The sequence below is a fragment of the Sphingomonas sp. BK580 genome (assembly GCF_014194975.1).
Lineage (GTDB): Bacteria > Pseudomonadota > Alphaproteobacteria > Sphingomonadales > Sphingomonadaceae > Sphingomonas.
This window is the reverse complement of the sequence record NZ_JACIAY010000001.1, coordinates 177,281-192,107: the sequence shown is the minus strand read 5'-3', so window position 1 is coordinate 192,107 and position 14,827 is coordinate 177,281. Positions and strand designations below refer to the sequence as shown.

General features: G+C 70.9%; 11 protein-coding genes. 7 read left to right on the top strand and 4 right to left on the bottom strand.

Annotation, left to right across the window (positions count from 1 at the left end):
* Positions 1-18 precede the first annotated feature (18 nt).
* Genes ileS through FHY05_RS00905 form a run of 3 tightly spaced genes read left to right on the top strand, consistent with a single transcriptional unit; the run spans position 19 to position 3,813 of the window.
* Positions 19-2,844 carry an isoleucine--tRNA ligase gene (gene ileS, locus FHY05_RS00915; RefSeq protein ID WP_183942552.1) on the top strand — a complete coding sequence of 942 codons (2,826 nt, stop codon included), beginning with the start codon at positions 19-21 and terminating at the stop codon, positions 2,842-2,844.
* Complete coding sequence (gene lspA / locus FHY05_RS00910) at positions 2,841-3,353, top strand: signal peptidase II (RefSeq protein WP_311732333.1); 513 nt, start codon at positions 2,841-2,843, stop codon at positions 3,351-3,353. The genes ileS and lspA overlap by 4 nt, the downstream gene beginning before the upstream one ends.
* Positions 3,346-3,813, top strand: a complete 468-nt coding sequence (locus FHY05_RS00905; RefSeq protein ID WP_183942550.1) for a DUF3035 domain-containing protein — start codon at positions 3,346-3,348, stop codon at positions 3,811-3,813. Before lspA ends, FHY05_RS00905 begins: the two co-directional genes overlap by 8 nt.
* Positions 3,814-4,088: 275 nt before the next feature.
* On the opposite strand, the gene metC is transcribed toward FHY05_RS00905, so the two are convergent.
* Positions 4,089-5,282, bottom strand: coding sequence for a cystathionine beta-lyase (metC, locus tag FHY05_RS00900; protein ID WP_183942549.1), 1,194 nt, complete (start codon positions 5,280-5,282; stop codon positions 4,089-4,091).
* Positions 5,279-6,127, bottom strand: coding sequence for a sulfurtransferase (locus FHY05_RS00895; RefSeq protein ID WP_183942548.1), 849 nt, complete (start codon positions 6,125-6,127; stop codon positions 5,279-5,281). The genes metC and FHY05_RS00895 overlap by 4 nt, the downstream gene beginning before the upstream one ends.
* 74 nt (positions 6,128-6,201) lie before the next feature.
* Here FHY05_RS00895 and queF point away from each other — a divergent pair, with 74 nt between their 5' ends.
* From queF to FHY05_RS00880, 3 genes are all read left to right on the top strand, one after another.
* The gene (queF, locus tag FHY05_RS00890; RefSeq protein WP_183942547.1) at positions 6,202-6,648 is read left to right on the top strand and encodes a preQ(1) synthase; all 447 of its coding nucleotides are present in this window, start codon (positions 6,202-6,204) and stop codon (positions 6,646-6,648) included.
* Positions 6,649-6,771: 123 nt separating this feature from the next.
* Positions 6,772-9,045, top strand: coding sequence for a glycosyltransferase family 4 protein (locus FHY05_RS00885; RefSeq protein WP_183942546.1), 2,274 nt, complete (start codon positions 6,772-6,774; stop codon positions 9,043-9,045).
* A gap of 45 nt (positions 9,046-9,090) precedes the next feature.
* Positions 9,091-10,371, top strand: coding sequence for a glycoside hydrolase family 130 protein (locus FHY05_RS00880; protein ID WP_183942545.1), 1,281 nt, complete (start codon positions 9,091-9,093; stop codon positions 10,369-10,371).
* A 141-nt stretch (positions 10,372-10,512) separates the two neighbouring features.
* On the opposite strand, the gene FHY05_RS00875 is transcribed toward FHY05_RS00880, so the two are convergent.
* Positions 10,513-12,468, bottom strand: a complete 1,956-nt coding sequence (locus FHY05_RS00875; protein WP_183942544.1) for an OPT family oligopeptide transporter — start codon at positions 12,466-12,468, stop codon at positions 10,513-10,515.
* 441 nt (positions 12,469-12,909) lie between these two features.
* On the opposite strand from FHY05_RS00875, the gene FHY05_RS00870 reads away from it, so the two are divergent.
* Complete coding sequence (locus tag FHY05_RS00870; RefSeq protein WP_183942543.1) at positions 12,910-14,196, top strand: homoserine dehydrogenase; 1,287 nt, start codon at positions 12,910-12,912, stop codon at positions 14,194-14,196.
* A 137-nt stretch (positions 14,197-14,333) separates the two neighbouring features.
* Here the strand turns inward: FHY05_RS00870 and FHY05_RS00865 are convergent, their stop codons facing one another.
* Positions 14,334-14,825, bottom strand: a complete 492-nt coding sequence (locus FHY05_RS00865) for a hypothetical protein (protein WP_183942542.1) — start codon at positions 14,823-14,825, stop codon at positions 14,334-14,336.
* Between the last annotated feature and the right edge of the window lie 2 nt (positions 14,826-14,827).

Sequence of the window (14,827 nt, the reverse complement as noted above, 5' to 3'; positions counted from 1 at the left end):
GCTAAGGCCATGCCCCACATGGCCGACGCACCCGACACGCCGCGCGACTGGCGCAACACCGTCTTCCTGCCGAAGACCGACTTCCCGATGAAGGCGGGGCTCGCGCAGAAGGAGCCCGCGATCCTCGACCGCTGGAAGCGGATCGGGCTGTACGACCGACTGCGCGAGCAGCGCCAGGGGCGCGAGCGCTGGATCCTCCACGACGGCCCGCCCTACGCCAACGGCGACATCCACATGGGCCACGCGATGAACAAGGTGCTGAAGGACGTGATCGTCCGCAGCCGCTCGCTGATGGGCTATGACGCGCCCTACGTGCCCGGCTGGGACTGCCACGGCCTGCCGATCGAGTGGAAGGTCGAGGAGGCGTACCGCGCCAAGAAGCTCGACAAGGACCAGGTGCCGGTCGCGCAGTTCCGCGCCGAGTGCCGCGCCTATGCCGACAATTGGGTGCAGATCCAGAAGGAGCAGTTCCAGCGGCTCGGCGTGATGGGCGACTGGGACCATCCCTATCTCACCATGCGCTACGAGGCCGAGGCGGTGATCGCGGGCGAGCTGCTCAAATTCGCCGAGAGCGGCCAGCTCTATCGCGGCGCCAAGCCGGTGATGTGGAGCCCGGTGGAGAAGACCGCGCTCGCCGAGGCCGAGGTCGAGTATGAGGACGTCGTCTCGACCCAGATCGACGTCGGCTTCGAGGTGATCGACTGCCCCGAATATCCGGGGCTCGCGGGCACGCTGGCGGTGATCTGGACGACCACGCCGTGGACGATCCCGGTCAACCAGGCGCTCGCCTACGGTTCGGCGATCGACTATCTCCAGTTCGAGCACGAGGGCCGGCGCTATCTCGTCGCCGAGCCGCTGATGCCCGCCTTCACCAAGCGCACCGGCATCCCGATGGGCACGATCGTCGCGCTCATCAAAGGCCCCGTGCTGGAGGGCGCCACTGCCCGCCACCCGATGCATCACCTCGGCGGCTTCTTCGCGACGCCGCGGCCGTTCCTCGAGGGCGAGTTCGTCACCACCGACGCGGGCACCGGGCTGGTCCACATGGCGCCCGACCACGGCGAGGACGACTTCCTGCTGTGCAAGGCCAACGGCATCGAGCCGGTGTTCGCGGTCGACGCCGCGGGCTTCTACCGCGCCGACTGGGCCTGGCTCGGTGGGCAGGGCAGCGTGATCAACAAGAAGTTCGTCGCCAGCGAGGGGCCGATCTGCACCGACCTGCGCGCGGCGGGCGCGCTGCTCGGCGCGAGCGACGATTTCCAGCACAGCTACCCGCACTCGTGGCGCTCCAAGGCGAAGGTGATCTTCCGCGCGACCCCGCAGTGGTTCATCCCGATGGACGTGGCGAACGGCGCGGCGGCGGGTGACTCCGCCGATGCCGGGGCGAGTGCGGCGGGCGAGGCCGAGCGCGGCAACGGCGCCACCCTCCGCCAGCTCGCGCTCGACGCGATCGCGCGGACCCAGTGGGTGCCGCCGCGCGCGGAGAACCGCATCCGCTCGATGGTGGAGGGCCGCCCCGACTGGGTGATCAGCCGCCAGCGCGCCTGGGGCGTGCCGATCGCGCTCTACGTGAACCGCGCCACCGGCCAGTATCTCAACGACCCGGCGGTCAACGCGCGGATCGTCGCGGCCTTCCGCGACGGCGGCGCCGACGCCTGGTTCACCGCCGACCACCAGGCGCTGCTCGGCGAGGCGCACGACCTCGGCGACTATGAGCCGGTCAACGACATCCTCGACGTGTGGTTCGACTCGGGCTCGACCCACGCCTTCGTCGTCGAGGCGCGTTACGGAGAGGGCACGCGTGCCAACCTCTACATCGAGGGCTCCGACCAGCATCGCGGCTGGTTCCAGTCGTCGCTGCTGGAGAGCTGCGGCACGCGCGGGCGCGCGCCCTATGACGCGGTGCTCACCCACGGCTTCGCGCTCGACGGCCAGGGGCGCAAGATGTCGAAGAGCCTCGGCAACGTCGTCGACCCGCTCAAGGTGATCGGCGAGTCGGGCGCGGACATCCTGCGGCTGTGGGCGGTGTCGACCGACTATTTCGACGACATCCGCATCGGCAAGGAGGTGCTCGCCACCGCCTCGGACTCGTACCGCAAGCTGCGCAACACCTTCCGCTACCTGCTCGGCGCGCTCGACGGCTTCGCCGAGGAGGAGCGCGTGCCCGTGGCCGAGATGCCCGAGCTGGAGCGCTACGTGCTCCACCTGCTCCACGCGCTCGACATGGAGCTGCGGGAGGCGGCGCGCGGCTTCGAGTTCAACCGCTACGTCCGCCTGCTCGCCGATTTCGCCAACGAGGACCTGTCGGCCTTCTTCTTCGACGTGCGCAAGGACTCGCTCTACTGCGACGCCGCCGCCGACGTGAAGCGCCGCAGCTATCGCACCGTCCTCGACGTGCTGTTCCACGCTCTGGTGCGCTACGCCGCGCCGGTGCTGGTCTTCACCGCCGAGGAGGTGTGGCAGGCGCGCTTCCCCGACGAGGCGAGCTCGGTCCACTTCCTCGAGTGGCCGCTGCTGCCCGATCCCGCCGCCGAGGACCTCTCGGCGCGCTGGCAGGCGGTGCGCGCGCTGCGCGTCCGCGTCACCGAGGCGATCGAGCCGCTGCGCCGCGAGAAGACGGTGCGTTCCAGCCTGGAGGCGGAGGTGAGCGTGCCCGACCTGCCGCTCGACGCCGCGCAGCTCGCCGAGGCGTTCATCGTGGCCAAGGTGACGGCGGGCGGAAGCGTCGACGTGATCCGGACCGACTTTCACAAATGCGGTCGCTGCTGGCGGCACCTCCCCGAGGTGACGGTGGACGACTCGCTCTGCGACCGCTGCGCGACCGTGGTGGGGGAGGGCGCGTGAGCCGCTCGCTGCCGCGCCTCGGGCTCGCGATCGCGCTGATCGTATTCGTCGTCGACCAGCTCGTGAAATGGGTCGTCACCGGCCCGCTCGCGATCGACTTCCTCGGCGCCTATCGCGAGATCCTGCCGATCTTCGACCTGCGCTTCACCAAGAACGAGGGCGTGTCGCTCGGCATGCTGCGCGCCGAGACCGACACGATGCGCTGGCTGCTCGTCGCCTTCACCGGCGCGATCGCGGTGGCGGTGGCGGTGTGGATGTTCCGCGAGGAGAAGACCGGCGAGCAGGCCGCGCTGGGGCTGGTGCTGGGCGGCGCGCTCGGCAACATCCTCGATCGCGTGCGGCTGGGCTATGTGGTCGACTTCGCCGACCTCCATTTCGGCGAGTGGCGGCCCTTCCTGGTCTTCAACGTCGCCGACGCCGCGATTACGATCGGCGTGCTGATTCTGCTGGTGCGCGCGCTCCTGATCCGCGAGAAGCGCCCCGATCCTTCGGAGAATGTCCATGCGTAAGTCTGTCGTCGCGGTGTCCGGTATGGCGATGCTCGCCCTGCTCGCCGGCTGCGGCAAGCGCGGCTACGACCGCGCCCGCCCCGACGAGTTCGCGGTGGCGCGCCAGGCGCCGCTGATCATCCCGCCCGACTTCGCGCTGGTCCCACCGCAACCGGGCGCCGCGCGCACCCAGGGCAACAACCCGCAGGCGCAGGCGCTCGACGCGCTGTTCGGCGGCCCGGCGCAGCGCAGTGCGGCCGAGGCGGGCGTGGTCGACCAGGCCGGTGGCACCGGCGCGGCGCCCGCGGGCATCCGCTCGGAGGCGGGCGACCCTCAGACCAACGTCGTCGACAAGGGCCAGACCACGCGCGACATCATCGCCGCGCCGCAGGGCGACGGCCAGGACGCGCGCGCGAGCGCGGGTGCCGCCGCGAGCGCGCCGGCGACGCCGGCGCCTGCCACGCCGACGCCGCAGCAGTAAGGGGCGGGGACAGGCGCTCATCTCAGCCGCGGAGCCGTGCTCCGGCGAACGCCGGAGCCCAGGGCCGCAGGACTGACGCGCGTGGCTCTGGGCTCCTGCGTGCGCAGGAGCACCGGGATGGTCAGGAGGTTCGACCTAACTCCGTCATCCCGGGCCTGACCCGGCATCCATCGTGCCGCGAGCGTCGCTGCCGGCGTGTGAGCGGCACCATGGATCCCGGCTCAAGGCCGGGATGAGGGTTGTCGGCGGCCTGGCCGAGTAGCCGCGCCTAATTGCTACCCTTCCATCACCGCGCGCCACGCCGCCAGCCCGCGCTCCAGGTCGGCGATCAGGTCGTCCGGATCCTCCAGCCCGATCTGCAGTCGCACCAGCGGCCCCTCGAACGCGCACTCCGTCGCGCTGCGGTGGCGCTGCGGATCGATCGGCACCGCGAGGCTCTCGAACCCGCCCCAGCTGTAGCCGATGCCGAAATGGTCGAGCGAGTCGATCAGCGCCGCGCGCGCCGCGTCGCTGCCACCGGCTAGCACGAACGAGAACAGCCCCGAAGCGCCCGCGAAGTCGCGCTGCCACAGCTCGTGCCCCGGGCACGACGGCAGCGCCGGGTGGAGCACGCGCGCCACCTCGGGCCGCGCCTCCAGCCAGCGCGCCACCGCCAGCGCGTTGCGCTCGTGCTGCGCCAGTCGCACCGCCATCGTGCGCAGCCCGCGGCTGCCGAGGAAGGCGTCATCGGCGCTGATCACCTGGCCGAGCTGGAAGCTCGTGTCGCGCAGCGCCGCGAAGCGCCCCGGTGCCGCGGTGACCGAGCCCATCATCACGTCGGAATGACCGCCGACATATTTTGTGCAGGCGAGCACCGAGTAATCAACCCCGAGCCCGATCACCGGGAACAGCAGCGGCGTCGCCCAGGTGTTGTCGATCACCGTCGCTACCCCGCGCGCCGTGGCGGCGGCGACGATCGCGGGCACGTCCTGCACCTCGAAGGTGAGGCTGCCCGGGCTCTCCATGAAGATCACGCGGGTGCGCTCGCCGATCAGCCCGGCGATGCCGGCGCCGATCAGCGGATCATAGTAGCGGGTGGTGATCCCCATCCGCGCGAGCAGCTTGTCGGCGAGCGAGCGGGTCGGGTCATAGGCGCTGTCGACCAGCAGCAGCTCGTCACCGGGCGACAACAGGGTCAGCAGGCAGGCCGCGATCGCCGCGACGCCCGACGGATAGAGGAAGGTCGCCTCGGCCCCGGGCTCGAGCTCGGTGAGCGCGTCGGCGAGGCTCCACTGCGTCGGCGTGCCGCGGCGGCCGTAGAAGAGGCGGTGGTGCGTGTCGCGCGCGCCGGTCGCGCGCAGGTGCGCGACGTCGTCGTAGAGGATGGTGGAGGCCCGCCACACCGGCGTGTTGACGACCCCGGCGGTCCACTCGTCGCGGCGCCCGGCCTGGACGACGCGCGTGGCGGGCTTGACCGATTCTTCGCTCATGCCGCCCCCGTCGCCTTGGGCGTGCTCGGGTCCGCGCCCCACTCGGTCCAGCTGCCGTCATAGACCGCGGCGTCGCGCCCGAGCAGGTGCGCGCCGAAGGCGAGCACGCTGGCGGTGATGCCGGAGCCGCAGGTCATCACCATCGGACGGTCGAGATCGACGCCCGCCTCAAGGAAGGCGTCGGCGAGCGCCTCGTCGCGCTTCCACCGACCGTCCGCGTCGAATAGCCCCTTATAGGGCAGGTTGCGCGCGCCGGGCATATGGCCGGGGGCGACGCCGGCGCGCGGGTCGGGCTCCGCGCCGGTGAAGCGCGCCGCCGAGCGCGCGTCGATGATCTGTGCGCTCGCGTCGCGCTGGATCGTGCGCATAGCGGCGAGGTCGCGCAGCCCCGTCGTGCTCGCGCCGGCGTCGACCGGGCGCGGCGGTACCGCGCCGTCGCCCTGCTCGAGCGGGAGACCCGCCCGCTTCCACGCCGCCAACCCGCCGTCGAGCAGCGCGACCCCATCGTAGCCGAAGGCGCGCAGCATCACCCAGGCGCGCGCCGCGGTATGGTGGGGCGCGTCGTCGTAGAGCACGATGCGCGTGGCGCGATCGATCCCGAGCCGGGCGGCGCGGTCGGCGAACTGCGTGGCGCCCGGCATGGTCGAGGGCAGGTCGCTCGCCGTGTCGGAGAAGCCGGAGAGGTCCATGTAGAGCGCGCCCGGCACATGGCCGGCGCGATACTCGGCGGCGTGGTCGCGCGGCGGCTCGCCAGGCAGCAGCGCGTCGTAGCTGGCGTCGAGCACGCGCAGGTCGGGTGAGCCGAGCTGGCCAGCGAGCCATTCGGCGGAGACGAGTGGATCCATGTCACTCTCATACGCCGCGCGCACGGTGCGGCAACAGGTCGCATTCCGCGTCGCGCGCGCCTATGTGCGCGCGCATGACCCCGATGCACCTTGGCCAGAACAGCCCGCTCCCCGCCTCGCCGCAGGAAGCGGTGCTCGACTATGTCCCCAACCCGCGCCCCGGCCAGACCTATCTGGTGCGCTTCACCCAGCCCGAGTTCACCTCGCTCTGCCCGGTGACGGGGCAGCCCGATTTCGCGCACCTGGTGCTCGACTACGTGCCCGGTGAGACGATCGTCGAGTCCAAGTCGCTCAAGCTGTTCCTCGGCGCGTTCCGCAACCACGCCGCTTTTCACGAGGATTGCACCGTCGGCATCGGGCAGCGGCTGTACGAGGAGATGCGCCCGCGCTGGCTGCGCATCGGCGGCTATTGGTACCCGCGCGGCGGCATGCCGATCGACGTCTTTTGGCAGTCATCCGCGCCGCCCGCCGATCTGTGGCTGCCCGACCAGGGAGTCGCCCCCTATCGCGGGAGAGGCTGATCCTGATTAACCGCGTCGGGTATCCCGCGGTGCAGCAAATCTGCAACCAATCGCGTCATGGCTGGTTCAGAAGACAGGCACGGCGTCACGTGGTGTCCGTGCTGCACCAGCGAAGGTATGAGGATGAACCAGTCGGCCGTTCCGCAAGACGTCAATCACATCGCGCTGATCGGTAACTTCCTGCCGCGACAGTGCGGGATCGCGACGTTCACGACCGACACCTACCAGGCGCTGCGCGCCCGCTTCCCCGACGTTCAGGTCGACGTCTACGCGATGGACGATCATCCGGGCCGCTACGACTATCCCGAGGCAGTCACCGCGGCCATCCCGCAGCACGACCGCTCCGCCTATGTCGCGACCGCGCGCCGGATCGAGGCAAGCGGGGCCCAGGTGCTGTGGCTCCAGCACGAGTACGGCATCTTCGGCGGCGAGGCCGGCGGCCACATCTTCGCGCTGCTCGATCGGCTCACCATCCCGCTGATCGTGACGCTCCACACCGTGCTGGAGAAGCCGAGCGCGTCCGAGCGCACCGTGCTGGAGGGGCTGCTGCGTCGCGCCTCCAAGGTGGTCGTGATGGCCGAGCGCGGCCGCGAGATCCTCGAGCGCGTGTACGGTGCCAGCCCCAAATCCATCGTCACGATCCCGCACGGCGTGCCCGACCGGCCGTTCGCCGAGCCCGACGCGTTCAAGGCGCGCTTCGGCTGGGACGGCAAGCGCGTGATCCTGACCTTCGGCCTGCTCGCGCCGGGCAAGGGGATCGAGACGATCGTCGAGGCGATGCCCGCGGTGGTCGAGAAGAACCCCGACGCGATGTACATCGTGCTGGGTGCGACCCACCCCAACCTGGTCGCGCACGAGGGCGAGAAGTATCGTGACTCGCTCAAGGCGCGCGCCGCCGAGCTCGGCGTCGGCGACAATGTCGCCTTCATCGACGCGTTCGTCGACCACGACGATCTGATCGACTACCTCCAGGCGGCGGACATCTACGCCACGCCGTATCTCAACCCGGCTCAGATCACGAGCGGCACGCTCAGCTACGCCGTCGGCGTCGGCAAGGCGGTGATCTCGACGCCCTATGTCCACGCCACCGAGATCCTGGCGGACGGGCACGGGGTGCTGGTCGATTTCCGCGACTCCGCCGCCTTCGCGCGCGAGATCAACAATCTCCTGGGCAGCGCCCGCAACCTCGGACGTCTGTCCTCGCGTGCCTATGCGCGTGGCCGAACGATGATCTGGCCTCGTGTAGTGGAGCAAGCAATGGACGAGATCGCGACCAGTATCGCGGCCCAGCCGCGCCGCCTCCGCGGCGGTGGCGACACCGACACAAAGGTGTTGCCTCCCGAGATCGCCGCCGTCGAGCGGATGAGTGACTCGACCGGCATGTTGCAGCACTCGATCTACTCGGTGCCCGACCGCCGTCACGGCTATTGCATCGACGACAACGCGCGCGCACTGATGCTGATGAGCGCCGTCCCCGACCTCGACGCGGCGACGCGCGACAAGTGGATGACCGTCTACGCCTCGTTCGTGCAATATGCCTGGAATCCCGAGGCGCGCCGCTTCCGCAACTTCATGAACTTCGACCGCACCTGGTGCGAGGACGTCGGCTCCGAGGACTCGAACGGCCGGACGCTCTGGGCGCTCGGCGTCACCGCGCGCGACGCGCACGAGGCCAAGCATCGCGACTGGGCCCGCGCGATGTTCGACTCCACGGCGACGCTCGCGCTCGAGCTGGAGAGCCCGCGCGCCCAGGCGTTCGCGATGCTCGGGGCGGCGGCGATGCTGGAGGCGTCGCCGCGCCACGATCTGGCGACGCAGATCCTGCGCCGCTTCCCCGACGAGCACCTCAAGCTGCTCGACGCGGCGCGCCGGCCTGAGTGGGGCTGGTTCGAGATCGTGCTCGCCTATGACAACGCTCGCCTGCCGGAGGCGATGCTCCGCGCCGGGATCGCGCTCCAGCGCCCCGATCTCGTCGCCTGCGGCATCGACACGCTCGAGTGGATCGTCGCTAAGCAGACCGCGCCGGAAGGGCATTTCCGCGCGGTCGGTTCGGAGAGTTTCGGTCGCGTCTACGCCGACCCGCTGCCGTTCGACCAGCAGCCGCTCGAGGCGCAGGCAACGATCGACGCCTGCGCCGCGGCGTTCGATGCCACGGGGGATTCGCGCTGGTACGACGAGGCGAAGCGCGCGTACGACTGGTATCTCGGCGTCAACGACCTCGATCTGCCATTGGCGACGCACCGCGACGGCGGCTGTTTCGACGGGCTGATGCCGACCGGGCTCAATCGTAACCAGGGCGCCGAGTCGATCCTGGCGCTGCAAATGGCCTCGTGCGCGATTTCGGGGCTTTCAATCCGCGCCGGAAAAGTGGCAGGGACGCAGCGCGACGTCGCCTGAGCGGCGTCGCGCGCGTACCGTCGTTCACTAAGACGAGGCTGGTCCTTGGAGCTGTTCAACCACCGGCTGCGTCTGCATGCCGACCCGTCGCGCGTCGTGGTGCGGCCCTTCCACATCGGCTGGATCGCCAACGCCAACGGCGTCAGCCGCTCGCAGCGGCTGATCAGCGAAGTGCTCGACATGTCGCCGCAAGAGGCGCGCGACCAGCTCGATCTCGTGCTGAAGGACTTCGAGGCACGCCACTGGCAGACGCGCCGCGTGTTCATGACCCGCTACGACGAGATCGCGGCGGCGCACGGGCTCGACGGCAGCCGCATCAGCGACGAGAAGCGCCAGCTGATCGGCGCCTATTTCTGCCACGAGTACAGCTACGCCGCCGCCGCGCTGATGAATCCCAGCGCGGTGCCGCATCCCGACCAGAGCGGGATGGAGGACGGCGCGCAGCGTATCCTGATGAGCCTGCGCGCGGTCGGCGAGGGCCATATCTCCTCGGTCGCCTTTCGCGAGGGCATCATTACCTCGGACAACGAGCTCAAGCTCGCCCCCGAGCCGCCCTTCGCCACCGCAACCGACGCGATCGGCACCGACGAGGAGGCGCCGCCGACCGGACCGGTGACCGTCCATCGGCACCGCGACAGCACGCTCTCGGGCACGGTGATCTTCCCGATCACCGACGCGCAGTCGAAGGGACTGGAGGATCTCCGCCTCGTGCATTTCGAGCACGATGACGGCAGCGTCGAGTGGCTCGGCACCTACACCGCCTACAATGGCGCGACGATCCAGTCCGAGCTGCTGCGCACGCGCGACTTCCGCGCCTTCGACCTCGTGCCGATGACGGGCAGCGCGGCGCGCAACAAGGGCATCGCGCTGTTCCCGCGCAAGGTCGGCGGCCAATATCTCTCGATCGGGCGGCAGGACGGCGAGAACCTCTATCTGCTCAAGACCGACGACCTCACCCACTGGGACGAGGGCGAGCTGATCCTGAAGCCGGTCTTCCCCTGGGAGTTCGTCCAGATCGGCAATTGCGGGCCGCCGATCGAGATCGACGAGGGCTGGCTGCTGCTGACCCACGGCGTCGGCGCAATGCGCAAATACTCGATCGGGGCGGCGCTGCTGGACAAGGACAATCCCGCGCGCGTGATCGGCCGCACGCGCTCGCCGATCCTCGCCGCGGCGGACCAGGACCGCGAGGGCTATGTGCCCAACGTGGTCTACACCTGCGGCGCGATGAAGCACGGCGACAAATTGTTCATGCCCTACGGCATCGCCGACAGTTCGGTCGGCTTCGCCTTCGTCTCGATCAGCGAGCTGCTCGACAAGATGTGAGGGGCGGGGCGGGGCGGAACACGCCTCCCGCTCCCCTCCGTCGTCCCGGCCGCAAGCCGGGAACCATGCCGCCACGCGAGCGACGCCCGTAGTCAGCGGCGCGATGGACCCCGGCTCGAGGCCGGGGTGACGGGGAAGCCACTACGCCAGCGCCAACCGCCGCGTCCGCCGGTACAGGCCCCAAATCACCGCCGCGAACAGCAGCGTCCCAGCGATCAGCGCGGTCTGCTCGTGCCCGCTCACCAGTGCGAGCGGCGAGTCGGTGCCGCTCTCGTAGACGATCCCGGCGAAGACCACGTTCCACAGGCTCTCGCCCACGATCATCCCGGTCGCGGTGAGCACGCCGAGCCGCTTGGACGCCTCGGCATCGGCGGTGCGCTCCGCCCATCTGTCGTAGAAGTGACCGATCAGCGCGCCGATCACCACGGTCAGCGTCGCCGACATCGGCAGGTAGATGCCCAGCCCGACCCCGAGCGGCGGCAGCCGCAGCCGGCCCATGCGCCCCAGCGCCTCGTCGAGCAGCACGAACACGCCGCCCGCCGCCGCACCCCAGCCGATCATCGTCCAGTTGAGGTCGCCGCCCAGCACCCCCTGCGCCAGCGCGGAGATCAGCGCCGCCTGCGGCGCCGCCAGCGCGTTGGGCCCAGCGCCCGGCATGCCGGCGAAGCCGAACGAGGTGTAGAGCAGCTGCATCACTGGCGGCACCACGAGCGAGCCGAAGCACACGCCGATCACCAGCGCGACCTGCTGCTTCCACGGCGTCGCGCCGACCAGCTGGCCGGTCTTGAGGTCCTGCAGATTGTCGTTCGAGATGGTGGCGATGCCGAAGACGATGCCGGTGACGATCAGCGCGTAGGCGACCAGCGCCGCGGTCTCGTCCGGCGCGCCGCCGCGCCCGAACCAGCCCGCCAGCATCGCCGCCGCGGCCAGCACCGAGAGGATGCCGATCCCGGAGACGGGCGAGTTCGACGCGCCGATCAGCCCCGCCATATAGCCGCACACCGCCGCGATCACGAGCCCGACCACCAGCACGAACAGCAGGCTGCCGACGATCAGCAGCCACTCGCTGCCCGCCAGCGGCCCTCCGCCGATCACCGAGTGGAGCAGCAGCGCGATCGGCACCAGGGTCGCCAGCGTCCCCGCGGCGACGACCCAGAACGGCAGATCCTGCTCCTCCACCGCCATGCCCGAACCGCGCGAGGCGCCGAGCGAGGCGCGCAGCCCCGCCGCGACGGGCGCGGCGATCCGGATGAGCGTCCAGATCGCAGCCACGCCGATCACCCCCGCACCGAAGAAGCGCACGTCGGTGCGGAACACGCCGTTGGCCCAGGCGGCGACGTCGCCCGCCTGCGGCGCCATCGCGGTGAGGATCGGCAGCACCAGCCACCAGCCGACCGCGACTCCGAGCAGGATCGCCATGCCCGCCGACAGGCCGATCAGATGCCCCGCGCCGAGCAGCGCGAAGGACAGGCCGCCGGTGACCCCGGTCGCGCCCGGGCCGACGCGGAAGAAGGTCGCCGCCTCGGCCGCGATCAGCCGCGTCTGCGTGAGGATCGCGAACGCGGCGGAGGCGAGCGTGCTGCCGAGGATGGCGGTGAGCCCGCGCGCGCTCTCGCTGCTGCCGCTGCGGCTCTCCTCGCCGACCTTGAGCACCTCCGCGGCGGCGCGTCCCTCGGGATAGGGCAGCGGCGTGTCGACCACGAGGGCGCGGCGCAGCGGCACCGAGAACATCACGCCGAGGATGCCGCCGGTGGCGGTGATCGCCGCGGTGGTGAGGAAGGGGAAGCCCTGCCAATAGCCGATCATCACCAGCCCGGGCAGCACGAAGATGATCGCCGCCAGCGTCCCCGCGGCGGACGCGACCGTCTGGACGATGTTGTTCTCGAGGATCGAGGCCCCGCGGAAGGCCCGCAGCACCGCCATCGATATCACCGCGGCGGGGATCGAGGTGGCGAAGGTCAGCCCGATCTTGAGCCCCAGGTACACGTTGGCCGCGGTGAACAGCAGCGTGATGACGCCGCCGAGCAGGATGCCGCGCAGGGTCAGTTCGGTAGTGGCGGGAGCGGCACGACCGAGATCAGCGGGAGGTTGGTTCATCCCGCGACCGTGGCACAGCGTGGCGGGCGATGACAGAGGCCGTGAGCTTGCCTGCTGGTACCGCGGAGACGGAGGGCGCCGTCCGAAGATCGCCCATCTGGGGAGGGAGCGGCCCTGCGCCGCTCCCTCCGCTCGCATGCCGGTCCGACCGGCTGCATCCTATCCATCCTGCCCGCGCGTTTTATGTTTGTCGAAGAAGTGCGGCGACTCGGACCCTAGCCGCGACGACGGCCAAAAAAAAGGCCGGGCAGAGCCCGGCCGGAAAGTTTTTAGGAGAGGATGCCTGAAAGGCACGGCTTTTGTGCATCGCACCACGACATGACGCAAGTGCAATATTTCCAATCTGAGTTGCGTTAACTGCAATCGTCCGCGGCGATCGGCGCTGCTCGACAGCCGTCATCCGACCGCTTAGCACGCGGCGACGAACAGGAGGCACGACGGATGGCGCAGGCGCTGCGAGTGACATTGGCGGGGCTGGGGACGGTCGGCGGCGGAGTGATCCGCGTGCTCGACGCCAACCGCGAGCTGATCGAGCGCCGCGCCGGCCGGCCGATCGAGGTGGTCGCGGTCTCCGCGCGCGACCGCAGCAAGGACCGCGGCGTCGATCTCTCGCGCTTCGCCTGGGTCGACGACACCGCGGCGCTCGCCGAGGCGGAGGCCGACGTCGTCGTCGAGCTGATCGGCGGTGCCGACGGCCCGGCGCTGACGCTCGCGCGCCGCGCGCTGTCGGCGGGTCGCCACGTCGTCACCGCCAACAAGGCGATGCTCGCGCACCACGGGCTCGAGCTGGCCGGGGCCGCCGAGGCAAGCGGTGCCGCGCTCAAGTTCGAGGCCGCGGTCGCCGGCGGCATCCCGGTGATCAAGGGACTGCGCGAGGGCGCCGCCGCCAACGCGATCGCGCGCGTCTACGGCATCCTCAACGGCACGTGCAATTTCATCCTCTCCAAGATGGAGGCCGAGGGGCGCGACTTCGCCGACGTGCTCGCCGAGGCGCAGGCGCTGGGCTATGCCGAGGCCGACCCGTCGTTCGACATTGACGGCGTCGACGCCGCGCACAAGCTCTCGATCCTCGCCAGCCTCGCCTTCGGCACCGCGCCGGCCTTCGCGCAGGTCGCCGCGAGCGGGATCCGCCACCTGCTCGCCGCCGATATCGCCGAGGCCGCCGCGCTGGGCTATCGCGTCCGGCTCGTCGGTGTCGCCGAGGCCGACGGCGCGGGACTGTTCCAGCGCGTCCACGCGCATCTGGTGCGCTTCGATCACCCGCTCGCGCATGTCACCGGCGCCACCAACGCGGTGGTGGCGGAAGGCAATTTCGTCGGTCGGCTGCTGTTCCAGGGCGCCGGCGCGGGCGAGGGGCCGACCGCCAGCGCGGTGGTGGCCGACCTGATCGACATCGCGCGCGGCGAGTTCGGCCCACCGTTCGCCATGCCGGCCGCGGCGCTGACCGAGGCGGCGGCCGCGCCCAGCGGCGAGCGCCGCGGCCGCGCCTATCTCCGCTTCGCGGTGGCGGACCGCGTCGGCGTGCTCGCCGAGATCGCCGCGGCGATGCGCGACGCCGGCGTGTCGATCGAGAGCCTCATCCAGCGCGGCGCGCTGGCCGACGGCAGCGTGCTGGTCGCGATCGTCACGCACGAGGGGCCCGAGCGCTGCGTCGCCGCGGCGCTCGAGCGGTTGCGCGGCTCGCAGAGCCTCCACGGCGAGCCGATGTGGATGCACCTGCTCGACTGAGCGGCGCGGCGCGCCCACCAGCGGGTGGCCTCCCTCGCACCGGCGTGCTCCTGCGCGTGCGGGGGCCTAGAGCCGCGTACGTCACCCGTGTGGCTCTGGGCTCCGGCGTTCTCCGGAGAGCGCCCGGGGATCGGACGCTAGGGTCGCACGCGCCCCGCCATATCGGGTTCGTCGAGGTCGATCGCGACGGCCTCGCGCTTCGGCGGCTTGCCGCGGAAGGCGCCGGCGACGTCGCGCACCAGCCGGCCCGGATCCGTCGCCTCGCCCGCTTCCTCGCAGCAGCTGCCCGGCGCGACCAGCTTCTGCACGCCGCGCACCAGGGCGGTGCCGAGCCCGAACAGATTGACCCCCGTGGTGCAGCCCCGTTGCGTCGCGCCGCACGGGGTGGCCTCTGCGCGCAGCGCGCCGAGTCCCGAGCGGTCGGGGTTGACCGCGGTGGGGCCGGCCGGTGGCGCCGCGGCAGGCAGCGGCAGCGATGGATCCTGGGGCGCCTCGGCGCAGACCACCACCTCGCCCTCGCCCCGCCCGCGGCTGCAGCGTTGGTCCGCGACCGGGACGAGGATCGAGATCCGCTCGGGCGGCGTCGCGACGGGCACGGCGGACTGGAGCGCGAGGAGGAGCGGTAGCATCG